This is a genomic window from Veillonella parvula DSM 2008 (assembly GCF_000024945.1).
Taxonomy (GTDB): domain Bacteria; phylum Bacillota; class Negativicutes; order Veillonellales; family Veillonellaceae; genus Veillonella; species Veillonella parvula.
In genome coordinates this window covers 1,458,244-1,483,061 of sequence record NC_013520.1, presented here as the reverse complement: position 1 = coordinate 1,483,061, position 24,818 = coordinate 1,458,244, and the positions used below count along the sequence as shown (strand labels likewise).

The following is a 24,818-nucleotide window of genomic DNA, read 5'->3' as shown; positions in this document are numbered from 1 at the left end:
TATAGCTATTAAGGAGTGATTTCTATGAGTAAGACTTTCACAAAAAATATTCCAGTAAACGAAATTTTACATCTAGGTGAGCACCTAGAGTATAAAGAGGGACAAGTGATTAGTATTACAATTGCTCAAAATGAGCGACTCAGCATTACACTATTTGCGCTGCCTAAGGGGGAAGAAATCTCTACGCATGTAACAGTAGGCGATGCGATTGTGCAAATCCTCGATGGTGAGGCGCACATCGTTGTTGGTGATGTGGAACATACTGTGAAAGCTGGTGAAACCTTGATCATGCCGTCTGAAGTGCCTCATAGTTTGGATGCACGAGAAAGCTTCAAGATGCTGTTGACCGTAGTTAAATAAATATATCATAATAAATGCATCCCTTAGATCAATAAGGGGTGCATTTTATATGTATTCTTTACAAGCCAGAGCTACACCCAAAGAGCATCACGATGAAATTGTGAAATCTTTGGTATCTAATATTAATGAATTAGAACAAAGTGGATTATTTGAAAGTATTCAAGTATATAAACGGAATTTAGTACAAGTGTATAATTCCAAACAATGTACCGAACCAGTTGGCACTATTGTAGAGAACGTGTTATTTGGTACTTGGACACAGGATGAAACTGATTTGTTAAATGTAGGTAAAGCACAAGAACTGGTGTTAAGAGCGAAATTACCTTAGGGAGCAAAAGTGTAATGGACTATTTTGACTATTCATATAAACATAAATATATAGAGTTTAGCAGTAACATATATAGGGTTAGTACATATCATTACAACTGGCATGCAGAAACAGAAGTTTTTATCTTATTAAAAGGTAACGTTGAGATGAGTTGTAATGGTGCGGTTTTTACATTAGAACCTCTTGATGTTGTGATTATCTCTCCTCAAGTGGGGCACGCAACATTAGCTCTTGAAGAGGATACTATTGCTTTTGTTATTCATGTAGGTAATGAATTTTACCAACAGTATGACCCGGATTTTGGCATGTACCAGTTTGTTTTGCGTTCAGATGATAGTACGCGTCATAACGAATTCTTTACAACCTTACGCCATCATGCTGCTATGACGATGTTGTTGATGACTAAAGGTGAAAGCCCAGTACATCGAATGTGGATAGAACATCATTACTTAGCTTTAGCCGGTGATATATTTAGAGAGTTTGATCCGATTAAAAAGGTTCACGAAAATGCTAGACCTGGCAATATAAAACCAGCATCTTTTGATAAAATGATTGCCTATATTGATGAGCATTATGAGCAGAAAATAGAGTTAGAAGATATTGCTAAAATTGGAGGCTATAATATTGCCTATACATCGCAGTTTTTTAAACGGCAAATGGGGATTTCATTTGTTGAGTATGTATTGAGGTTAAGAATCCGTGACGCTACTGTTCGCTTAGCTAGTACGGATGAGGCTGTCGCAAGAATTGCAAGCGATTGTGGATTTGCAGATGTGAAAGCCTTTAATGTGGCTTTTAAAAAACACTTTAATATGACCCCCACAGAATATCGTAAGCAAGTCAAAAGCATTGGGCGTAAAACCATCTTACAAGATTGGAAAGAAATTATTTCTGTAGATAATCAAGATGTTCTTGATGTATTGCATTCATTCTTGTCGTATGAAGATGATTCTCGAGCTAAGAGTGAATTGGAATTTATGAGCAAAAAATTGGAATCTTTGAAAGAAAAGTTAGCTGATGTAGTAAAGGATTTATAAAGGTATTTTGTTATATCTCTATGGCAACTAGATTCTTATAGTAACTAATTCTTATAGTAGCTATATTCTTGTGATAAGAGTTTGGTAAGCAAATTATTTTGATGAATTTATGACACATATAGAAAGATTAGAATTGGGTAAATTTCTATATCAAGAAACCCTATAAAGTTATTGAAAAAGCACTACTGTTGATAAGTAGTGCTTTTTTATATGTGTTTTCTGGGTGAATTTATATATTAATACATTCAAAAAATACAGTAAATCAAGAGAAATCTATACTTTTCCGTTGATTTTACTATAAAAACTACCTTTTAATTTGGATAGTTATATTCACTAAACTGAGTAGAATATATCTCATCAGGAGTAAAAAAATTAGTAAGTTATAATTTTGGAGGATATATGAATCAAGTAAAATTTATGGAAAACGTAGGTAAAGTTGCAACTGTTACTGCTGTAGCTATGTATGTATCTTATTTCCCACAAATCATGCATAACCTTGCACACCCAGGTACTGGTGATTGGATTCAACCACTTGTAGCTGCAATCAACTGTACATTATGGGTAGCGTATGGTTTGTTTAAAGAACATAGAGATATTCCAGTAGCATTAGCCAATGCACCAGGTATCTTCTTTGGTTTAGCAGCGGCTATTACAGCGGTTATGTAATTTTAAGAATAGATATATAATGCTATAGAAGCATAAAACTATAATTTATTAATATATAAAATAAGATTACTGTTGACCGTTATTAATTATATATATCATAATGAATGCATCCCTTTGATTAATAAGGGGTGCATTTTTTATGTAAATAATTGAGAGGTATTTGTTTGATTTTATGAGGGGTGTTACGTTGTTATGGATTACTTTCACTATACCTATAAACACAATCATATAGATTTCAATAGTGATATATATAAGGTTAGTACATATCATTACAACTGGCACAGTGGCGTTGAAGTCTTGATCTTGTTAAAGGGCAGAATCGACATGAGTTGTAATAGTGAGGTTTTTACAATGGAATCTCTTGATACCATTATTATTTCCCCTCAAGTAGGTCATGCTACGTTGGCCTTAGAGGAGGATACAACAGCTCTTGTTATTCATGTAAGTAAGGAGTTTTTCCAATACTTTGATCCTAACTTCGGCATGTACCAATTTGTATTGCGCTCAGATAAAACTAATAGGGATAATGAATTCTTTACGTCCTTACGTTATCTTGCGGCACAAATGATGTTGTTAATGGTGAATAGTGAAAGCCCTGATCGTCAATTATGGTTGGAGAGTCACTTTTTAGCCATGACGAGTGATATATATCGTGAAATTGATGCGGTTAAGACTATCCCTATACATACAAAGCCTGCTGATATGACTGTAGCTACCTTTGATAAAATGATTGCCTATATTGATGAAAACTATAAGCAGAAGATAGAGTTAGAAGATATTGCTAAAATAGGCGGTTATAATGTGAACTATACATCTCAATTTTTTAAACGCCAATTAGGGGTTTCCTTTTTAGAGTATTTGTTGCGGTTGAGATTACGAGAGGCTACAGTTCGTTTAGCTAACTCTGAAGATGGAGTAGCACATATTGCGAGTAGTTGTGGCTTTGCAGATATTAAAGCCTTTAATGTGGCCTTCAAGAAACATTTCCATACAACACCATCTGAATATAGAAAGCAAGCAAAAGAGATGGGGCGTAAGACAAAATTACATGATTGGAAGGAAATTATTTCTACTCAGGAAGAAGATATTATAGACATTTTACAAACTTACTTACCATATCAAGATGTCTCTATCGATAAGAATAGATTAGATGAGGCTAATCAAAAGTTACAGGATGTTAGAGACCAACTTGAGATGGTTGTAAAAAGATTACAATCATAATTTTCATTCTTATAATAACTTGTAATTAGCTATAATTTCATGATTTTGAAAATTAAATTAGGTGGATATACAATCATTAGGTATAGGTGATTTTGTATATTTGTTAATCCTATTAAAATATATGGTGAAAGAGCACTACGTTCTGATGATAGTGCCCTTTTTTTTATAATCATATAGGTGAAATTGTATATTTTTAATGGGTTAAAAGAAAATAATTAAGGAAATTTTGTATGTGTTTGACAGACTTTCACCAATAAAAATCAACTTGTAAATTGGATAGTTATATACTGAAAAAAGAGTAGAATAGAATCATCGAAAGGAGCTAAGGTTCCGAAACAGAAATAATCACGTCTTAAATATTGAAGTCTTTTTGGAGGTTTGCGATGAGTACGAAGGAACAACAAGTACAAGAAATGACAAATAAGATAGCTAATTTCATTTCTTATATGGCAAAGGTATTGCCTGATGATGTACAAGAAAAAATTCATGAATTGGCACAGGATGAAAAAAATCCTATGGCCAAATCTATTTATGAAACAATGCAACATAATATGGATTTAGCAGCTCAGCTTAATCGTCCTTCTTGTCAAGATACTGGTGTATTACAATTTTGGGTAAAGGTTGGATCTAATTATCCCTTACTAGGAGAATTAGAAGATATTCTAAGAGAAGCAACTTATAAGGCTACACAAGAGGCTCCATTACGATTGAACTGTGTAGAAACTTTTGATGAGTTTAATACTGGTAAAAATATTGGCCTCACTGCACCTTATATTCACTGGGATATCATTCCTGGTTGCGATGATGTAGAAATCTTCCCTTATATGGCTGGTGGCGGGTGTTCCTTGCCAGGGTCAGGTAAAACATTGATGCCAGGCGAAGGCTATGAAGGTGTTGCTAAGTTTGTTCTTGATTTGATGACAAGCTATGGATTGAATGCGTGTCCTCCACTATTGGTAGGTGTAGGGATTGCTACAACTATTGATACCGCTGCTGGATTATCTAAAAAAGCATTAATGCGCCCTGTATCTTCAAAAGCACCTAATGAAAAAGCGGCTTATATGGAACAATTGTTAGAAGATGGAATTAATAAGATTGGTATTGGACCTCAAGGTATGGGTGGGGATAAAACTGTTTTAGGTGTGAACATTGAACATGGTACACGTCATCCATCTGTTATTTCTTGTGCTGTTAGTGTAGGTTGTTGGAATCATCGTCGCGGCGATCTCGTATTTGACAAGGATGGTAATTGCACAGTTAAATCTCATAAAGGAGTGACATTATAATGGCTAAGAAAATATTAACTACACCTATTCAACAATCTGATTTAGCAGGCATTAAGCCAGGCGATGTGATTTATTTGACTGGGCATATTACAACCTGTCGTGATATAGGGCATCGTCGTGTGGTAGAAGAAGGTAAAACGTTACCGGTTGATGTTAAAGATGGGGCTATACTTCATGCAGGTCCAATTATTCGTACTATAAGCGATAATGAATTTGAAGTTGTATCTGTAGGACCTACTACATCTATGAGGATGGAAAAATACGAATATGAATTTGTTAAAAAGACAGGTGTACGTCTCATTGTAGGTAAAGGTGGCATGGGTCCTGAAACAGCACGTGCCTGCAAAGACTTTGGTGCACTACACTGTGTGTTCCCTGCAGGTAATGCGGTTCTTGCTGCTACAGAAGTCGAAAAAGTAGAATCTGCTAATTGGCGTGAATTAGGTATGTGTGAGACTTTGTGGACTTTTAAGGTTAAAGAATTTGGTCCGCTTATCGTATCCATTGATGCAGACGGTAATAACTACTTTGAAAATAAAAAAGTAGAATACAATGCGAAGAAAGAAGAAGTGTTAGAAGAGATTTATAAACACGTAGGTTTCATCAAATAATAAGATAAGAATAGCGATTTCTTTATATTATGAATAACTTTATAACTTGTAAATATATCTATATGAGAAATAATTATTAATAATATTGTTTTGTGATTTACAGCGTATCTTCATATAGATATACTATAAGAGTATGACTACCATGAAAGGAATTCTCATGGATTATAGTATTGCTATTACACTGGGATTTCTTGTATTTGCAATCGTAATGTTTGCATTGGAGAAAATTCCATTGTCTATTACGGCTATGATTGTGGCCGTTGGATTACATCTTTCTGGTGTATTAACTGCAACGGAAGCTTTTAAAGGTTTCGTTGACTCTAATGTTATTTTGTTTATCGCTATGTTTATTATCGGCGCTGCTTTCTTTGAAACAGGTGTAGCTGTTGATGTTGGTAACGTTGTTAATAAATTTGCTAAAAATGAAACTATCCTTATTATTGCTATTATGATGCTTACAGGTATTATGTCCGGCTTCTTATCTAATACAGGTACTGCAGCGGTTATGATTCCTGTTGTTATTGGTATTTGTAAAAAGGGTGGTTTTAACCAAACTAAATTCTTAATGCCAATCGTATTTGCCGCTGCTATGGGGGGAAATATTTCTATGATTGGCTCTCCTGGTAATATGATTGCAAATTCTAATTTGCAAGAAGCTGGCCTTGGATCCTTTAGTTTCTTTGCTTATGGTGAAGTAGGTTTACCTATGCTTATCGTAGGTACTTTATTCTATGCATTCATTGGTAAAAGATTCTTACCTGAGGTTCCAACACGTGAACCTGATCCAAATTATCAAAAAAATGCTGATTTCAGTCATGTTCCAGTTTGGAAAAAATGGGTAGCTGGTTTGGTATTGGTGTTGACTATCGCTGCTATGATTTTTGAAAAACAAATTGGTGTATCCTTAGCGGTTAGTGCCTGGGTAGGTGCACTTGTTATCGTAGCGACAGGAGTTATTACCGAAAACGAAGCAGTTAAGTCTATCGATATGAAGACAATTCTACTATTTGTAGGTTCCTTAGCTCTTGGTACAGCAATGGTAAAATCTGGGGCAGGTGCATATATTGCAAATCTTATTGTTGATGCTTTGGGGGATACACCTAATCCATTGGCATTATTAGCGGTACTTTTCTTCCTATCAGTATTTATGACAAACTTTATGTCCAATACAGCAGATGTTGCATTGCTAGCTCCAATCGGATTGTCTTTAGCATCTCAATTAGGTTTTGATCCTAAGGCGATTCTTGTTGCAATCGTAATTTCTAGCTCTCTTGCGTATGGTACACCTATAGGGATGCCTGCGAATACTATGGTATATAATGTAGCTGGTTATAGTTTTAAGGACTATGTGAAAGCCGGCGTACCGTTAATTGTAGTATCTGCAATTGTATCTTTAGTATTGTTACCGATTTTGTTCCCGTTTAACCCGTAATTATATAAAGGTTAGTCATACAAAACCGTCACCATAGGTGGCGGTTTTATTTTTGTACTATTGGGAGAGAATATTTTAGTAATAAGTTAATATAATGTATAGATAGGTAAGAATTGATTAGACATAAGGGCTACTTTCATATATAATAGATTACTGTAGTTGTACAAATATACATCTACAGTAGACATTGAATGTGGTTTCATAGTTGTTATATAGTTTTGAGCTGGCCATGGTGCCGAGGAGGCTTTATGTTAAGCGATATTGAGATTGCCCAACAGAATACAATGGAGAAGATTCAGGTTATTGCCGATAAATGTGGTTTAACACCTGATGATATTGAACAATATGGTCATTATAAAGCGAAAATTTCCTTTGATGCCATTCGCCGTTTAGAATCTAAGCCAGATGGTAAATTGGTGTTAGTCACAGCAATCACGCCAACACCAGCCGGGGAAGGTAAGTCTACAACGAGCATTGGTCTCGTACAGGGGCTACAAAAAATCGGTAAAAATGCAATTGCTACATTACGTGAGCCATCCTTAGGACCTGTTTTTGGGATTAAAGGTGGTGCAGCAGGTGGTGGTTATGCTCAAGTTGTACCTATGGATGACATCAACCTTCACTTTACAGGTGATATGCATGCTATTACAGCGGCTAACAATTTATTATCCGCTATGATCGATAACCATATCCATCAAGGTAATGAATTGCAAATCGATTTGCGTCAACTATCTTGGACACGTGTTCTAGATATGAATGATCGTGCTCTTCGCAATGTGACAGTTGCACTTGGTGGCAAAGTATGTGGATTCCCTCGGGAAGATCATTTTATGATTACCGTTGCTTCTGAAATCATGGCTATTCTTTGCTTAGCTAAGGATTTAGAAGATTTGAAAGAACGGTTTGGTCGCATCGTTATCGGTTGTAACTTAGCAGGTGATCCTGTTTATGTTCATCAACTTGGTTGCCAAGGGGCAATGGCGCTTCTCATGAAAGATGCTATCAAGCCAAATCTCGTACAAACATTGGAACATACACCAGCCATTGTTCACGGTGGTCCCTTTGCAAATATCGCTCATGGTTGTAACTCCATTGTAGCTACAAAACTAGGACTTAAGCTTGGTGATATCGTAGTTACGGAAGCGGGCTTTGGCGCTGACTTGGGTGCTGAAAAGTTCCTTGATATTAAATGCCGATACGGCGATATTTTCCCTGATGCAATCGTTATCGTAGCTACATTACGAGCTCTTAAAATGCATGGTGGTGTACCAAAACAAGAGTTGAATACAGAAAATGTTGAAGCTGTAACTAAAGGTTTCAGCAACTTACAAAAAGCAATTGAAAACATGCGTTATTTCAATGTGCCTGTATTAGTGGCAATCAATAAATTTGCTAGCGATACAGATGCAGAAATTGCTGAGTTGACTCGCCTATGTGATGAGTTTGGCGTGCCTGTAGAGCTTAATGAATGTTGGGAAAAGGGTGGCGAAGGCGGCACTGATATGGCAAAAAAAGTCGTAGAGTTACTTGAAGGTCCTAAGCCAACACCTAAATTCGTATATGATTTGGAAGATAGTTTAGAGGATAAAGTTAATAAAATCGTTAAAACTATTTATGGTGGCGATGGAGTTATCTTTACGGACAAAGCCAAAAAGCAAATTAAACAATTAGCAGATTGGGGACTGGATCGTTTGCCTGTATGTATGGCGAAAACGCAATATTCCTTATCTGATAATCCAGCATTATTAGGGGCTCCAACAGGATTCACTATTACTGTATCCGATATTCGTGTTGCCAATGGGGCAGGCTTTATTGTATGTCGTACAGGTGATGTAATGGTAATGCCAGGCCTTCCTAAACGTCCTGCTGCTCTTAATATGGATATTGAAGCAGACGGCACAATTAAAGGCTTATTTTAATAGATATTGTTTATAGTAGAACGTTTCTTAACTGGAGATTTATAGTGTCTGCTATAATTAGTTATATTTTTTATTGTGTTCAATATTTGTAGATTTTTATAGTAATTACAAAGCGATAACAAGACATATCTTGTTATCGCTTTTACATGAGGTCTTGTTATGAAATTGGTGGAACAACGAGTGATAGATTTTGTGGCTGCTACTGCATCTAAAGAGCCAACGCCAGGTGGTGGTGCTATTGCGGCATTGACTGCTGCGACGGGAGCGGCTTTAGCAGAAATGGTAGCAAACCTTACATTTGGTAAAAAAGGTTATGAAGCGGTTCAGAACGAAATGGAGGAGCTTCAAGCTAAAGCAGAAGCGATTCGCGAGCGCATGCTCGAATTATCTCAAGCTGATGCAGATGTATTTAATATCTTTATGAACGTCTTAGGATTGCCAAAGAATACAGATGAAGAAAAGGCTGCGCGTACAGCTGCTATTCAACAAGCTTACAAAGATGCTGCTATGGTACCTTTTGAAATTGGAGAATTAGCGAATCAAATATTTGATTTAGCAGAACTAGCCTCTCGTAAGGGGAATCAAAACCTTATTACAGATGGTATTATTGCGGCTATTAATGCGCGTGCTGCGGTGAAATCGGCCTTTTTGAATGTGCGTATTAATTTATCTGGCATTAAAGATGAAAGTTTTGTAGCAGAACTAATATCTAAGATGCATGTCATTGAAAAAGATCTTGATGTTAAAGAGTCGGCTATCATAGGGTTATATAAATGATAAAACATTATAATATAAATCGAATAATATAACCGAGCGAATCATAAAAGTTCGGGAAATAATAAAAAGAGAACCTATTAATATAATATATATAATAGGTTCTCTTTTTTCTATTGTTATAATCCGAACGATAGTGTAAAATAAACGGGTGATATTTCGAGATTTTATGTAGGAGACATTATGACAGATCAAAAACAAATGAATACGGTCGATAGCATGCTGCCCATACCACAGCTCTTTGCCTTTGGTTTACAGCATGTACTTGCCATGTATGCTGGAGCTGTTGCGGTACCGATTATTGTGGCACAGGCGATGAATTTACCGGTGGAGGACTTGATTCGCCTTATTACAGCAGACTTGTTTACCTGCGGCATTGCGACCTTAATTCAAACATTAGGCTTCGGTAATATAGGTGGGCGTATCCCTATGATCCAAGGTGTTACCTTTGCATCTGTCGGACCTATGACTATGATTGGGGCACAGCATGGTATGACTGCCATTTACGGTGCCATTATTGTAGCAGGTCTATTTACTTTTATAGTAGCTCCATTCTTTAGTCGTCTAATTCGACTGTTCCCCCCTGTTGTAACGGGAACCATAATTACTCTTATTGGGATTAACTTAATGCCAGTTGCCATTAATTGGATGGGGGGCGGTGTAGGAAATCCAGAATTTGGAAGCTATACAAACATAGGACTTGGGTTTCTTACGTTCTTAATTGTTGTATTTGTATACAAGTTTGCTAAAGGTTTCTTAAGTAATCTTTCTGTATTAATCGGTTTGATCGCAGGCACAGCAATTGCCTTTGCAATGGGGGTTGCTAATTTTGATGAAGTTGGTCGATCTCAATGGGTTGCTTTCATTGAACCATTCTATTTTGGTTTGCCAACCTTTGACTGGGCTTCTGTATTATCTATGATTATCGTCATGCTCGTTGTCATGGTAGAGACGACAGGTGATAGTATTGCTATTGGTGAAATTGTGGATAAGCCAATAGGTCGAAAAGAATTAGCCTCTGTTATTCGTGCCGATGGTATCTCTACTTTAATAGGGGGAATTCTTAATAGTTTCCCATATACAGCCTTTGCTCAAAATGTAGGACTTATTGCGGTTACAGGTGTTAAAAGTCGCTTTGTAGTAGCTGCATCTGGAGTAATCTTAATTTTGTTAGGTTTATTCCCTAAGTTAGCCGCTATTGTTGCTAGTATACCAAATGCAGTACTCGGTGGTGCTGGCATTGCTATGTTTGGCATGATTGTTGCTAGCGGTATTCGCTCTCTTGGTAAGGTTAGTTTTGATGGTAATCATAACTTAATGCTTGTTGCTATTAGCATTGGAGTGGCTATGATTCCCATTGCGGCACCAAACTTTTATGCTAATTTCCCTGATTGGGCACAAATTATTTTAAAATCTGGCATTACTTTTGGTAGTATTACGGCAATCTTGCTTAACTTATTACTCAATGGTGTTAATCATGGCGATGAAATTCAAGAAATGGGTCGTCGCTAAATAATACATACGAGAACTCTGTTCCTATAGAATAGAGTTCTTTTTAGTGATTAAATTCACAGGGAAAATGTATGAATACTATGCTATAATATATAGATAATTGTAGAACTATTTTGTGATACTTTCATAAATAGGAATACTAGTCTGTATTTACAATTAAGTGTTTATAAAAAGTTATGTATATGGAATGTTCCCATAAGAAGGGAAGGGGCACGTGGCAGACGGAAAGATTATTGCTATCTCCATTAGTGAGAAAAAAGGGCAAAAAAAACATAATATTGAATCCGCCAATCTCATTGTAGATCATGGGATGGAAGGCGATGCACATGCAGGCAATTGGCACCGCCAAATCAGCTTGCTTGGCATTACGAGTATTGAACATATGCGGGCACAAGGGGCAGATGTAAAACCTGGTGATTTTGCTGAAAACATTACAGTAGAAGGTATGGTTCTTTATGAATTAGCTGTAGGGACTCACTTACAAGTAGGGGCTGATGTTATTCTTGAAATTACTCAAATTGGCAAGGAATGCCATCATGGTTGCGAAATCATGAAACAAGTTGGTTCTTGCATTATGCCTACACAAGGTATCTTTGGTAAGGTTCTTAAAAACGGTACGATTCGCGTAGGTGATAAAGTATCTATTATTAAATAATTTTGAATTGGTAAACGAGGTGTGTTATGAAAGACGCATGGGGCCGTACAATTGAATATGTACGTCTGTCGCTGACAGATGCGTGTAATTTTTGTTGTCCCTACTGTCGACCTGCAGAAATTACGCCTCAAAGTCAAACACAACTATTGTCTGTTGATGAGTGGATGAAAATATTAGGAGCTTTCCATCATATTGGTGTGAAAGCAGTACGCCTTACAGGTGGTGAGCCATTACTCTATCCTCATATTGAAGAGCTACTAAGTCGTATCAAAGAATCAGGTTGGTTTGAAGATATTTCTATGACTACCAATGGAAGTCTATTAGCCTCTCGAGCGCAACGGTTGAAAAAACTTGGCTTAAATCGTGTAAATATCAGTTTGGACTCTCTTGAAAGTGAAGCCTTTGCTACCTGTGTAGGTAAAGATGGTCAACTTGAGTCTGTGCTAGATGGCATACGTAGTGCTATTAATGCTAACTTTAAATCCGTTAAGATTAATACCGTTTTATCCCGTTATTGGTCTGATGATGAAGTTAAGGCTTTGTTGCAGTATGTAGAGAAATGGCCTGTTGTATGGCGGTTCATTGAATACATGCCGTTTCAAGGTGACGCATTTCATGGCCCTACCTTTGATGAATGGAAGGCTCAATTAGAACGCGTTAGTGGTGGATCTCTCACAGAGGTTCATTCTATTTATGGCTTTGGACCAGCTACATATTTGGCACTACCTAGTGGTAAGGCCGTAGGCTTTATTTTTTCTATGTCTCATAGTTATTGTGATACATGCAATCGTGTGCGCCTTACATCTGATGGTCAAATGCGATTGTGCTTGTTGCGAGATGATGAGGCTGACCTTGTATCGCTCGTACGCAATGGTGCCTCAGAAGAGGGTTTAGCTAAGCATATTGAACGTGCTTTGCAACGAAAACAAGAACGACATGATGGTATAGGCATGGAGCAACCAGAACGACCAATGTGGCGAATCGGAGGGTAGTATGGGATTTTTTGATTTTTTAAAACCAAGATCAAAGGAAAATATTGAATCATGCTGGCCTGGAGGCAAGATGCTTCAAGTCCATATAGAATACGATACACAAGAGTCTGTTTTTACCTATTTTGGTCGTTATGGTTTACAGTTTAGCGTTCCTAAGTCTAATTTAACGAATGTTATTGTTAAAGAAGTAAGCCGCACTCATAGTGTGCTCCAACTATATAGTGGTGAAGATTGCGTCGGAACTAGTGATTTGCTCCCTACTGAGGCCTGTAATACTATGAAAGATTGGGTATTACAATATTAATAATATGAATGTTGATATTTTATAGGAGTGTAATAAATTTTCTTTACATTCCTATAAAATAAGCATATAATTATTCATGTCATGGACCACTAGCTCAGCTGGCAGAGCACCTGACTCTTAATCAGGGTGTCCAGGGTTCGAACCCCTGGTGGTCCACCAGAGTAAAGAACTCACATTTGGTGTGAGTTCTTTTTTTGTGTAAATATTTTTCTTTTAGCTTTTTACATATCTTTTTAGCCTTTATATAGTTATTTACATGGTTAAAATACGTTGTGGATTAATCCTATTTTTCTCAAACGAGTAGTCATTGATTCAATTAAGTTTATAAACTTTAACATTAATAGAATATAGTATTGATACAATATAATATATTTTATAGACAGTAAAACTATAATAGCTTATGATGGTTTTATAATAGTTTTTCTCATTAGGAGGTACCAAATGGCAGTAGATGTTTCTAGAACACAAGATGTGTATAAAGATGCTGGCCAAAGTGTCAACTTCACCACTTTGTTATTAAACCGTAAAGATCATGAGGCAGAGCTTGAAGTGATTCAAGATATGGCAGATCGTATTCAAGCCATTAAACGTTCTGTTAGTATTCGTGCTAATGGGGAAGGTTTGGGCATTGCTTTTGGCTTTAGCCGTAAGGCATGGGATTATTTGTTCCCTAATGCACCGGTACCAAAAGAGTTAGAAGACTTCCAAGGCATAAAAGGTGATAAACAAGATGTACCAGCTGTAGCAGCTGACTTATTTTTGCATGTCCGCTCTAATGATGAATCTGTTACGTATACTGTAGTAGATCAAATTATGGAGTTCTTACGCCCTATTACATCTGTTGTAGATGAAACCCATGGCTTCCACTACGAACAAGGTCGTGCGATTATTGATTTCGTTGATGGTACGGAAAACCCTGTTGGCCAAGAGGCTGTAGAGTGGGGCGTTATTGGAGATGAAGATCCTGAATTTACTAATGGCTCTTATGCATTTGCACAGAAATATGAACATGATCTTGATGCATGGCGTGCACTTCCTACAGAAATGCAAGAAAAATTCATTGGTCGTCGCAAATTTAGTGATATCGAATTGGAGGATGATGAAAAAGATCCGGCAGCTCACAATGTAGTGGCTCAAGATAATCGTGATGATGAAGAACACAAAATCGTTCGTATGAATGTTCCATTTGCCCAACCAGGACATGGCGTACGTGGTACATATTTCATCGGTTATGCTCGTTACTGGGATGTAACTAAAACAATGCTTACCAATATGTTTACGCAAAACGATAAATTGCTTGATTACTCCAAACCTATTACTGGCATGTTATTCTTCATCCCATCTCTTGATACATTGGATGCTATTGCGGAAGGTGAACTATAACCGAATTCTGATTAATATTGGAAAGCTGTATATTCACTTAATTAGTTAGTAATATTTGGTTTTATTTACTAGATTAAAAATTTATTATATAATTCTATAGAAAGCGCCCCAAGTGGGCGCTTTTATGCTATAATAAATCTATTAAACTCGTAAAAATCCATTGTAGTTATGAATGAGGTATTCCATGAATTATACTAGCACCCGAGGTACCGTTGCGGTAAATGAAACATATGCATTGTTGCACGGCTTAGCAGAGGATGGTGGCCTATATGTACCATCTTTATTTCCTACAAACTGCTTAACTTACAATGATGTGAAAGATAAAAACTACCAAGAAGTAGCAGCCGTTGTTTTAGCAAAGTTGTTTCCATGCTTTTCCGAAGCTCATTTAAATGAAATGATTAATTCTGCTTACTGCGATGCTAATTTCAGCACCCGCGATATTGCACCATTACACTCTTTATTGGAAAAGGTTTCCGTATTGGAACTATTCCATGGCCGCACACAAGCTTTCAAAGATATGGCCTTGTCCTTATTCCCATATTTGTTAGTGGCAGCTAAAGAGGCGGAAGGTGAGAAAAAAGAGGTTCTTATCTTAACGGCTACCTCTGGTGATACTGGTAAAGCGGCTCTTGAAGGCTTCAAGGATGTACCGGGAACTCATATTCAAGTATTCTATCCAACTGATGGCGTTAGTCCTATGCAAGCGGAACAAATGCAAAAACAAGAAGGGGAGAATGTTAATGTTACGGCTATTCATGGTAACTTTGACGATGCTCAGCAATTCTTGAAGCGCCTCTTTGTTGATAAAGCGACTGCTGAAGAGGTTGCTGAAAAAGGGGTTATGTTCTCCAGTGCGAATTCTATCAATATTGGTCGTTTAGCTCCACAAGTAGTTTACTATGTAAATGCCTATGCTGAACTGGTTGCACAAGGTGCAATCCATGAAGACGAAGCTTTCAACGTTGTAGTTCCAACAGGTAACTTCGGTAATATCTTGGCTGCTTACTATGCTAAAAAAATGGGGATTCCTATCGGCAAATTGATTTGTGCATCTAATCAAAATAACGTACTTACTGACTTCTTTGAAAACGGTACCTACGATATGAACCGCCCATTCTATACGACGATTTCTCCATCTATGGATATTCTTGAATCCTCTAACTTTGAACGATTCTTATATTATATTTCTGGTGAAGATAGCGAACGTACAGTAGGATGGATGAAAGATCTTAAAACAACAGGCAAATTAACTGTTAATGAAGAAGAGTTCAAACGTGTTAAGACTGATTTTGCTGGTGCCTATGTAGATGATGAAGAAACGAAAGCAATCATTGAACAAGTATACAATTCTTACGGTTATGTAATGGATCCTCACACGGCAGTTGCTATGGGGGCGTATATGAAGGAGTTGGAGAAGCATCCTGAAGATGGCGCTCGTCATACAGTGATTGCATCTACAGCACATCCATTTAAATTTCCTACACCAATCTGTGAGGCATTGGATATCAAGGTGGGCGAGACTCCTTATGAAAGCTTAGATAATATCTCTGCTGTAACGGGTGTTGCCTTCCCTAAACAATTGGAAGCCTTACAATCCAAACCATTGCGCTTTACAAAAGCAATCGACAAAGAGAATATGAAACAAGAAATCTTAGATTTTGTAGATACATTCTCTAAATAATACAATGCCGCCTTTCCTTAGAAGGGCGGCATATCTATATGTTTTTTATTGAGTAATCATTTTTTATTGATTAACCAATTAAATTCATTTTCTCATTAAATTAACATTCATCATATATGATATGGAATTTTGTTAGTATGTATTGATGTATTCATTATTTATAGAAATATGGGTTTATAATTATATAGAGAAATATAATTATAGGAGGGGCTATGGCTAAAAAGGGCCTTATATATGCATTGTTATCCGCACTTTTATTTAGTACGATGAATGTATTTGTAAAACTGTTAGGGACAAATATTCCACCTGGGGAGATCGCTTTTGCCCGTGGGTTCTTTGGGACTGTTGCGGTGCTCATTATTATGTATGTGAAGGGCATCCGTTTTTCAAAAGAGGATCGGGGGCTCCTCGTCATGCGTGGCTTATACGGCGGTTTTGGTATGGTATGTAATTTCATAGCATTGGTACACATAAAATTATCTGATGCAACAATTCTATTTCAGACGACAGGAATATTTGTTTTTATCTTTAGTGCTCTGTTTCTGAAGGAATCGATACCTAAAGGGGCTGGCAAATGGCTTGGAGTCATTTTGATTGCTGTCTTAGTAATGGTAAATCCTTTTAGTTATGAATCATTTTCTTGGTATGCATTGGTAGCAATTTTAGGTGCTGCTCTAGCTGCGGCGGCCTATACGACGATACGAACTATTAGTAAACGCGGAAAACATAGTAATTTTGAAATCATGGCCTATTTCATGATTACTGGCATGATTGCGGGCCTCGTCACTACTGATAAGCTCGTTATGCCTCAAGGTACAGATTGGCTCATTATCTTCGCTATCGGTGGTATTAGTGTAGTGGCTCAGTTTTTCTTGACTGGCGCCTTTGTTACGACCAATGCTGTAGTGGCTCAATTCTTGCAATACGTTGGCGTATTTATTAGTTCCTTCTATGGGTTCTTGATCTTTGGTGAAAGCTTATCCATAGCAACAGTAGGAGCTGGTATTGCTATGTTTATATCCTCTGTCATGTTGGCGCGTCTTAAAGAACAGAGTGGTCCATTAAGAGAGGGCAAGGTTATAGAGGATAAAATTAAATAAATGTCGAATATATACAGTATCAGACTGTATATGACAGTGGGGGTGCTGATTACATTCGTGATTGGCACCTTTTTACATAAAAGATAAAATACAGGGGTATTAGTTAGTGATTTATTGTAATGAAATATACTAGAGCTTTTTCATTTTGAAAGTAGCTACAGACGGAGGAGCTATGTATATAAAATGGATGCATATTGAAAACTATAGGAACTTAGCGGATGTAACGTTGAGCTTTCACAATGATATTAATTATTTTGTCGGTGAGAATTCGGTAGGTAAGTCTAATTTTCTAGATCTCTTAGAAATTATCATGGAGTGTCATGGGTTCATTGAAAGTGATTTCACGGATGTAAACAAGCCTATCCGCATTGATTTTGAAATATCTTTGGGTGAGTTAAATTATAAAAGTATGTATACTGCTGATGAAGGCCCCACCTACCGTTTACGACTTGAACAAGTTGTACAAGAGGTATATCCACGATTATACAGAGTCACTGATGCAGGGATTGAACCTATGCCGTTATCTATGATTCGTCATGCCTTATATGTGTGTCATCGCGATACATCAGAGCAAGAGCTATTTTCTATACCCTCTGCTGTATATGTTGAATTAGGACATCTCTTACAAGCTTATGTATCTCGATTAGAAATGGCGACTGATGATTTGCAGCGTGAAATTGTCAGTTTACGCAAGGATTTAGATCCCTATTGTATGCTCAATATTCAACACCTTATAGAGGTGTTGTCTACATCTTCTGCTATAGAACGCAAGTATTCTGCTGATAATGTGCGTTTAATAATGGCTGTAGCTCTTAAAATTTTAGCTCAAATTTATATGAAGGTGAGTAGTGCGACTACAAATCTAGAAGCTTTACTTGTATATGATGGAAAAGGTCGCAAGTTTTTACCAATCTTTATCAGTGTGGATGAGCCAGAGTTACATTTAAGCCCTTATTTGCAACGCGCTGTGCTCAATTATTACCGCCAAATTGCAACTAATGAAAATGAAGAGTTTTTAGCATTGCTGCGAGATATTTTTAAAATAGATGGATTATTAGGACAGCTCTTTGTGGTTACTCACAGTACGGATGCACTAGTTGACGATTATCGTCATATTATTCGGCTTTATCGGGATGAAAATAATATGGTCTGTGCAGCGTGTGGAGTTACTTTCAATTTCCCTAAAGAGGTAGAGAAACACTTGATTATGCATTTTCCTGAGGCAAAAGAGGCTCTATACGCTCGGTGTATTATCATCGTAGAAGGAGAGACTGAGTACGGTAGCTTTACAGGCTTTGGTAAAAAATTAGGCGTGGACTTTGACTATTTTGGAATCTGTCTTATCAATGCTCGGGGCGAGTCCTCTATCAGTAAATTGCAAAAATTGTTTAATAGATTCTCTATTCCTACAGTAGCGCTCTATGATCGCGATGTAGAGGGAAAATATGCAAAAGCACATAGCAATATATTTTACACACAGGAAATTTGTTTTGAAATGGATTTTGTATCATATTTGCTTGCGATGCACAAGCGTTCCATAATGGATGCCATCATCAAGGACATTATTGATGACGCTCGTCCGATGGTAACAAAGGATATGGCGCGGCGTGGTTATGCTAAATTAGGTATTACTAAAAGCCAAATTGTACAACGATGTTTACCAAATATTTCGGATCGTAAGTTGGATGATTTACATATCTATTACTTCTCTTGGTTCTTTGCTAATAAAGGAGTAATTGTAGGGCGACGTATTAGTCAATTTTTAGATGCTTCTATGATACCACCTGCATTTATTGCAGTAATAGAGCGTGCTAAACTTCTTTCGCTAGGCTTAGGTTAATGGAGTAATACATTACTACTTCTAATTAATAGAGTCTGACCAAAGTTTGGTTAGACTCTATTTTTTCGAAGGTAATATAGCATTTTAGAGTGTAGGCATAGGAAATATGGTGTAAAAAATACGTATAATAAGTGATTTATTACAATAATAGATAGAATTATGAAAAACTATATTAACTAAATTTTATAAACTACATCGAAATTTCTTGACATCTTTTTATCTTTATTTTATGATTAGTACTGTTATTAATGCATTCTCAATTAAACGTATCTAGGAGTATGAAAATGAAAGACTTTTTAAATGACTTTAAAGCATTTGCTTTCAAAGGCAATATGATGGACCTAGCTATTGGTATGATTATTGGTGCTGCTTTCACAGCATTGGTTAATTCTGTTGTAAACAACCTATTCATGCCTGTTCTCAGTGTATTCACAGGTGGTATTGATTTTAGTAATTTGTACTTGCCATTGAGTACAGGTTCTAAAGATGCATTCATGGCTGGTGCTGATATTGCTACAGCTCGTGCAGCTGGATCTGTATTGCCATATGGTACATTTATTACTGATTTGATTCAATTCTTGATTTTGGCATTTGTTGTATTCTTGATGGTTCGTGGTTTGGCTAAAATGATGAAATCTGCGAAAGAAGAGGAAGTTGCAGAAGCACCTGCAACGAAAGAATGTCAATTCTGTAAATCTGAAATCAATATCAATGCAGTTAAATGCCCTAACTGTACTGCAGATTTGAACTAGTTCAAATTTAAATTATACATAAAAGGAGTGAGGTTTTGACCTTACTCCTTTTTGTTGTATTACGTTAGCTTTCTAGTATAAAATATAATTATAATATATAGAATTTTTTAGGGAGGGACATACATGGAAAAGAAACCTCTAGTAGTAGTAAATGGACTGGTTCGCAAAGATGCGATTGCATATTTAAAAGAGCATGTAGATGTGCGCCAATGGACTGAAAAAACAGTGATGCCTCGTGAGGTACTGAAGGAATGGCTCATTGATGCGGATGGTTTGTGGTGTGTACGACCTTTAGATGTAGATGGTGATCTTGTAAAGAATGCGCCAAATTTAAAGGTTATAGCACAAGCGGCCGTAGGTTATGATAATGTAAATATTGATGAACTAACAGCGGCAGGTATTCCTTATGGCAATACGCCAGGTGTTCTCAATGAAACGGTAGCAGAACTTGCATTTACGTTGATTGCCACGGCTAGTCGTCGTATTATAGAAAATGCTAACTTTGTAAAAGACGGTCGTTGGGCTCAAAGACCTTCTAATATTAAAGGTTTTGATTTAAGTCGTCGCACTCTTGGTATCATTGGCATGGGGGCTATCGGCGTATCCATTTCTCGACGTGCCCGTGCGTTTGGTATGACTGTTGTGTATCATAATCGTAATCAACGTTTGGATGATAAGATTCATAAGACTACTTATATGGAGTTAGATGATTTATTAGCCATTAGTGATGTAGTATGCGTTATGGCTCCATTGACAGATGAAACATATCATATGTGTGACGAGGCATTCTTCAAGAAAATGAAGAATACCGCTTTATTTGTTAATGTTGGTCGTGGACCTATAGTAGATACAAAGGCACTTATCAATGCCCTTAAAACGGATGAAATTGATTATGCAGCCCTTGATGTAACGGATCCAGAACCATTACCAGCGGATCATCCATTATTAGATGTAGAAAATTGCCTCATTGTACCACATATTGGTTCTTATACAGATCGAACTCGTTTAGATATGTCTATTTTGACAGCAGACAATATTATTGCTGGCGTTCATAAGAAACCTTTAAAAACATGTGTGAATGAAGAAGTAAATTATAAGAAACCTCAAATGGATGTAGAGTCTGCACTAGAAGAGCTTAAAAAGGCTGGCGTTGATTTAACTGATTTCGACTAAAAGTGGAAGACATTAAAAGATATGCGGTTTTATACAAAATATGGTAAAATAAAAGAATATTTTTCCTATGGAGGTAAGAACGTTGGAACATAAAGACATTGAAAAAGATGTAGCTCCTGAAGAAGTTGTATCTGTTAACTTTATTGAAGCTATTATCAACAAAGATAACGAAACTGGCAAATACGGTGGCCGTGTATTGACTCGCTTTCCACCAGAACCAAATGGTTACTTGCATATTGGACATGCTAAATCTATTTGCCTCAACTTTGGTATTGGTAAACAATACAATGGCTTAACAAATCTTCGCTTTGATGATACAAATCCTGTAAAAGAAGATGTCGAATATGTAAACTCCATCATGGAAGACGTTAAATGGCTTGGATTTGATTGGAATGAACAACCACGCTATGCATCTGATTATTTTGACAAAATGTATGAGTATGCTAAGAAATTAATCACCCTTGGCAAGGCTTATGTAGATGATCAAACTGCAGATGAAATTAAACAAAATCGCGGCGATTTCTCTACTCCTGGTGTCAATAGTCCATACCGTGATCGTAGTGTAGAAGAAAACTTGGCACTCTTCGAAGAAATGAAGGCTGGCAAGTATAAAGATGGGGAAAAGGTATTGCGTGCAAAAATCGACATGGCGCATCCTAATATCGTAATGCGTGATCCTGTTATTTATCGTATTGTAAATACAGAGCATCATAATACGGGTAATGAGTGGAAAATTTACCCTATGTATGATTTTGCCCATCCTATCGAAGATGCTATTGAACGCATTACGCATTCTATTTGTACATTGGAATTTGAAGTTCACCGGCCATTATATGATTGGGTGTTAGAGGAATGGGATGATACTGAAATTCCTCAACAAATTGAGTTTGCTCGCTTGAATGTAACTAAAATGGTTATGTCCAAACGTAAATTGCGTGCTCTTGTTGAGGCAGGCCTTGTAGCTGGTTGGGATGATCCTCGTATGCCTACTATTTCTGGTTTGCGCCGTCGTGGTTATACACCGGAATCTATTCGTGATTTCTGTGATCGCATTGGTGTAGCGAAGGCGGATAGCGTTGTTGATATTGCTTTGCTTGAGTTCTGTATCCGTGAAGATTTGAAACTCAAAGCTACACGCCCTATGGTAGTTATTGATCCTGTGAAAGTTGTTATTACGAACTATCCAGAAGGTCAAACTGAACTTTGCACAGTTGAAAACAATCCAGAAAATGAAGAGTTGGGTAACCGTGAAGTTGTATTCGGTCGTGAAATCTACATTGAACGCAATGACTTTATGGAAGAGCCAGTTAAGAAATTCTTCCGCTTGGCACCAGGTAAAGAAGTACGCTTAAAAGGTGCATACTTCATTACATGTACTGATGTTATTAAAGATGAAAATGGCAATATTACAGAAATACACTGTACATATGATCCAGAAACTAAGAGCGGTAGCGGTTGTACTCGTAAGGTAAAAGGGACATTGCACTGGGTTGAAGCATCTACTGCAGTAGATATTGAATCTCGCTTATATGATTATTTACTTAAAGAAGATTCGGATGGTAAAGACTTCTTGGGCGATTTCAACCATGACTCCTTACAAGTATTCCATAGTAAAGGGGAAGCATGTCTTGCTAATACTGTACCAGGAGACCATTTCCAATTCTTGCGTCAAGGTTACTTTGTAACTGATAAAGATAGCACACCAAATTATATCGTAATGAACCGTATTGTTGGTTTACGCGATAGCTGGGCTAAGGCACAAAAGAAATAATATAACGCTTATTTTATATTACTATAATGTTAAAGAACCGCTCCTTGGTGGGCGGTTCTTTAACACTGGGTTATTACTATAAATACTTTAATGACAATAGATGTCTAGAATAGCCTAAGCCATTGTTTGGCTTTAATCTCTAGATGTTGTATTGTTAGCTTATTATATTAAAGCTTTGATGAGGAAAAATATGAAGAAATTAGTATTACTTGCTACGGCAGCGGCTGTGTTGGCATCTGTGCCAGCTACTGGTTCTGCAGCAAATATCAAGTCCATTTTAAATAGAAGTCAAACTGTAACATATCAAGGTGTTAAATTGCCTGAAGGTGTTACTATGTATCAAAACAACCCTAAAGCATTATTTGCAGGGGAAGGGAAAAAAGACGTTAAATCTGTACTTCTTGAAGCAGGTGTATCTTCTGCAGATGTATATACATTAAATATTAAAACAGAAAACGAAATGCGATATGCTGTTTATGCTAATGTTGTATTAGGTAAACAATTATCTGGTCGTATGAGTGAAGCAAAACATATGAATACAGATTCTTCCTCAATTGGTGCATTGGTTGCTGCTATTAACAAGGGTGAGAGCCCTGCGCTTGGTACTTTTACGGTAATAAATCCATTAGTAAAACAAGGCAATGCCTATGAAGGTACATTGAAATATAAAAGTGTAGCTAATAATAATTCTTATAATGAGATATTACATATTAGTATTTCTGAAGATAAATATACAGGACCAAATGCTCATTTAATCGCTGTTGATGAAGCTAATGATAGTGTTGTATTCCCTAAAGTTAAAGGTTTATTACATACCAAATAATAAATAATTATTGAAAATATATATCAATTATTCTTGACAATTTTTCTCATCAAGAGTACTATGAGCCTATAGGAATTATTCTCATTAGAGGTAATTCTAACGATGTGCAACAGGCAGGTACTATTATGATGAATTCAATTGACCATATCATTGGATATCATTGTGCACCGGCAATTCGAGGTATTAAGCTATCGAACTTGGTTTCTATTCCACGGGACATGAATGAACAAATCCAATTTGTATTGATAGAGTATAATAAAGCGTTCAATGAAAAAGGATTGTTCTTCTTTGAATTATGTCGTTGTAAAGCGCGAAGACTATTATTGGTATTCCGTGAGAAGCAATTAAGAGACTATGTACGCCAACCTGCGGTGATGTTATTTTTGAAAGCCTACGGTTATCATGATCAAATGAGCATTATGGAGATGCTTGAACATCTTAGATATCGTATGGAAGTAAGCATTGAGTTTCCACATGAAATCGGCATTTTTTTAGGTTACCCATTAAAGGATGTGAAATGTTTTATTTCTTATCGTGGTGGAGGATACCGAATGTGCGGAGAGTGGAAGGTTTACCATGATGTGGTAAATGCGCAACGCTCTTTCTTGTGTTACAAAGCATGTCGTGAATTTTGTCAAACTCAATTGATGTTGGGAAAAACATTTAGTTCATTGGTCGCAAGAACGGCCTAGGAGGTACAAGATGATTGGTGTAATTTTTTGGTCCGGTACAGGCAATACAGAACGCATGGCTTATGAAGTAGCTGAAGGTATTAAAGCTGCAGGTCAAGAAGTTGAAGTAAAATCCGTTTCTGAAGTATCTGTTGATGAAGCAGCAGCTTATGAAAAATTAGCTCTTGGCTGTGCTGATATGGGTGCAGAACAATTAGAAGAAGGCGAATTTGAACCATTCTACACTGAACTAGAAGGCAAGTTGAGTGGTAAAAAAATAGCGATCTTTGGCTCCTATGGTTGGGGTGGCACTTGGTTGGAAGACTGGGGCACTCGAATTAAAGATGCTGGTGGCGAATTAGTAGCTGATGGCGTAGCAATCTTGGGCGAACCTGATGATGATGGTAATGCACAATGCCAAGAATTAGGTAAAACATTAGCAAATGCTTAATTTGATTTCAACTACTAAATAAATACTAATAGTTAATAATAAAAAGGCTGTAATGACGATAATTCGTTATTAC

Annotated in this window: 24 protein-coding genes and 1 tRNA gene; all 25 read left to right on the top strand. The window is 36.9% G+C overall.

What is annotated here, in order from left to right; translation table 11 throughout:
• Window positions 1–24: 24 nt before the first annotated feature.
• The 25 genes from VPAR_RS06545 to VPAR_RS06425 all read left to right on the top strand — a co-directional run bounded on the left by VPAR_RS06545 (window position 25) and on the right by VPAR_RS06425 (window position 24,745).
• Window positions 25–360 carry a cupin domain-containing protein gene (locus VPAR_RS06545; protein WP_008714361.1) on the top strand — a complete coding sequence of 112 codons (336 nt, stop codon included), beginning with the start codon at window positions 25–27 and terminating at the stop codon, window positions 358–360.
• Between the two features lie 49 nt (window positions 361–409).
• A complete protein-coding gene (locus VPAR_RS06540; protein ID WP_042466802.1) occupies window positions 410–688 on the top strand; it encodes a zeta toxin family protein in 279 nt (92 codons plus the stop codon).
• Window positions 689–702: 14 nt separating this feature from the next.
• Window positions 703–1,725, top strand: a complete 1,023-nt coding sequence (locus VPAR_RS06535) for an AraC family transcriptional regulator (protein ID WP_012864639.1) — start codon at window positions 703–705, stop codon at window positions 1,723–1,725.
• Window positions 1,726–2,124: 399 nt separating this feature from the next.
• Window positions 2,125–2,391 (top strand): SemiSWEET family transporter, encoded by a 267-nt coding sequence (locus VPAR_RS06530; protein ID WP_004698672.1) that lies wholly within the window; start codon window positions 2,125–2,127, stop codon window positions 2,389–2,391.
• A 192-nt stretch (window positions 2,392–2,583) separates the two neighbouring features.
• Window positions 2,584–3,612 carry a helix-turn-helix domain-containing protein gene (locus VPAR_RS06525; protein ID WP_042466801.1) on the top strand — a complete coding sequence of 343 codons (1,029 nt, stop codon included), beginning with the start codon at window positions 2,584–2,586 and terminating at the stop codon, window positions 3,610–3,612.
• A 383-nt stretch (window positions 3,613–3,995) separates the two neighbouring features.
• On the top strand, window positions 3,996–4,898 hold the full coding sequence (gene ttdA / locus VPAR_RS06520; protein ID WP_012864637.1) for a L(+)-tartrate dehydratase subunit alpha: 903 nt from the start codon (window positions 3,996–3,998) through the stop codon (window positions 4,896–4,898).
• Complete coding sequence (gene ttdB, locus VPAR_RS06515) at window positions 4,898–5,509, top strand: L(+)-tartrate dehydratase subunit beta (RefSeq protein WP_012864636.1); 612 nt, start codon at window positions 4,898–4,900, stop codon at window positions 5,507–5,509. The genes ttdA and ttdB overlap by 1 nt, the downstream gene beginning before the upstream one ends.
• A 157-nt stretch (window positions 5,510–5,666) precedes the next feature.
• On the top strand, window positions 5,667–6,941 hold the full coding sequence (locus VPAR_RS06510; RefSeq protein WP_012864635.1) for an SLC13 family permease: 1,275 nt from the start codon (window positions 5,667–5,669) through the stop codon (window positions 6,939–6,941).
• Between the two features lie 248 nt (window positions 6,942–7,189).
• On the top strand, window positions 7,190–8,860 hold the full coding sequence (locus VPAR_RS06505; protein ID WP_012864634.1) for a formate--tetrahydrofolate ligase: 1,671 nt from the start codon (window positions 7,190–7,192) through the stop codon (window positions 8,858–8,860).
• 159 nt (window positions 8,861–9,019) lie between these two features.
• Entirely contained in the window at window positions 9,020–9,637 is a 618-nt protein-coding gene (locus tag VPAR_RS06500) for a cyclodeaminase/cyclohydrolase family protein (RefSeq protein WP_012864633.1), read from the top strand.
• Between the two features lie 180 nt (window positions 9,638–9,817).
• The gene (locus VPAR_RS06495; RefSeq protein ID WP_012864632.1) at window positions 9,818–11,146 is read left to right on the top strand and encodes a nucleobase:cation symporter-2 family protein; all 1,329 of its coding nucleotides are present in this window, start codon (window positions 9,818–9,820) and stop codon (window positions 11,144–11,146) included.
• Window positions 11,147–11,360: 214 nt separating this feature from the next.
• On the top strand, window positions 11,361–11,801 hold the full coding sequence (locus tag VPAR_RS06490) for an MOSC domain-containing protein (protein WP_012864631.1): 441 nt from the start codon (window positions 11,361–11,363) through the stop codon (window positions 11,799–11,801).
• Window positions 11,802–11,827: 26 nt separating this feature from the next.
• The gene (moaA, locus tag VPAR_RS06485) at window positions 11,828–12,793 is read left to right on the top strand and encodes a GTP 3',8-cyclase MoaA (protein ID WP_012864630.1); all 966 of its coding nucleotides are present in this window, start codon (window positions 11,828–11,830) and stop codon (window positions 12,791–12,793) included.
• 1 nt (window position 12,794) lies between these two features.
• Window positions 12,795–13,097 (top strand): hypothetical protein, encoded by a 303-nt coding sequence (locus tag VPAR_RS06480; RefSeq protein ID WP_012864629.1) that lies wholly within the window; start codon window positions 12,795–12,797, stop codon window positions 13,095–13,097.
• 83 nt (window positions 13,098–13,180) lie between these two features.
• Window positions 13,181–13,256, top strand: a tRNA-Lys gene (locus tag VPAR_RS06475).
• 282 nt (window positions 13,257–13,538) lie between these two features.
• Window positions 13,539–14,480: a Dyp-type peroxidase gene (locus tag VPAR_RS06470; RefSeq protein ID WP_008601474.1), complete on the top strand. Its 942-nt coding sequence runs from the start codon at window positions 13,539–13,541 to the stop codon at window positions 14,478–14,480.
• A gap of 184 nt (window positions 14,481–14,664) precedes the next feature.
• Window positions 14,665–16,164, top strand: coding sequence for a threonine synthase (gene thrC / locus VPAR_RS06465; protein WP_012864628.1), 1,500 nt, complete (start codon window positions 14,665–14,667; stop codon window positions 16,162–16,164).
• Between the two features lie 212 nt (window positions 16,165–16,376).
• Window positions 16,377–17,264, top strand: coding sequence for a DMT family transporter (locus VPAR_RS06460; RefSeq protein ID WP_008601469.1), 888 nt, complete (start codon window positions 16,377–16,379; stop codon window positions 17,262–17,264).
• A 172-nt stretch (window positions 17,265–17,436) separates the two neighbouring features.
• Complete coding sequence (locus tag VPAR_RS06455; protein WP_012864627.1) at window positions 17,437–19,104, top strand: ATP-dependent nuclease; 1,668 nt, start codon at window positions 17,437–17,439, stop codon at window positions 19,102–19,104.
• A gap of 284 nt (window positions 19,105–19,388) precedes the next feature.
• On the top strand, window positions 19,389–19,856 hold the full coding sequence (gene mscL / locus VPAR_RS06450; protein WP_012864626.1) for a large conductance mechanosensitive channel protein MscL: 468 nt from the start codon (window positions 19,389–19,391) through the stop codon (window positions 19,854–19,856).
• Window positions 19,857–19,979: 123 nt separating this feature from the next.
• Entirely contained in the window at window positions 19,980–21,029 is a 1,050-nt protein-coding gene (locus tag VPAR_RS06445) for a 2-hydroxyacid dehydrogenase (protein ID WP_012864625.1), read from the top strand.
• Between the two features lie 82 nt (window positions 21,030–21,111).
• Window positions 21,112–22,800 carry a glutamine--tRNA ligase/YqeY domain fusion protein gene (locus VPAR_RS06440; protein ID WP_012864624.1) on the top strand — a complete coding sequence of 563 codons (1,689 nt, stop codon included), beginning with the start codon at window positions 21,112–21,114 and terminating at the stop codon, window positions 22,798–22,800.
• 190 nt (window positions 22,801–22,990) lie between these two features.
• A complete protein-coding gene (locus VPAR_RS06435) occupies window positions 22,991–23,623 on the top strand; it encodes a hypothetical protein (protein WP_012864623.1) in 633 nt (210 codons plus the stop codon).
• Window positions 23,624–23,727: 104 nt separating this feature from the next.
• Complete coding sequence (locus VPAR_RS06430; RefSeq protein ID WP_008601461.1) at window positions 23,728–24,315, top strand: DUF3793 family protein; 588 nt, start codon at window positions 23,728–23,730, stop codon at window positions 24,313–24,315.
• A 10-nt stretch (window positions 24,316–24,325) separates the two neighbouring features.
• A complete protein-coding gene (locus VPAR_RS06425; protein WP_004696544.1) occupies window positions 24,326–24,745 on the top strand; it encodes a flavodoxin in 420 nt (139 codons plus the stop codon).
• Window positions 24,746–24,818: the final 73 nt, after the last annotated feature.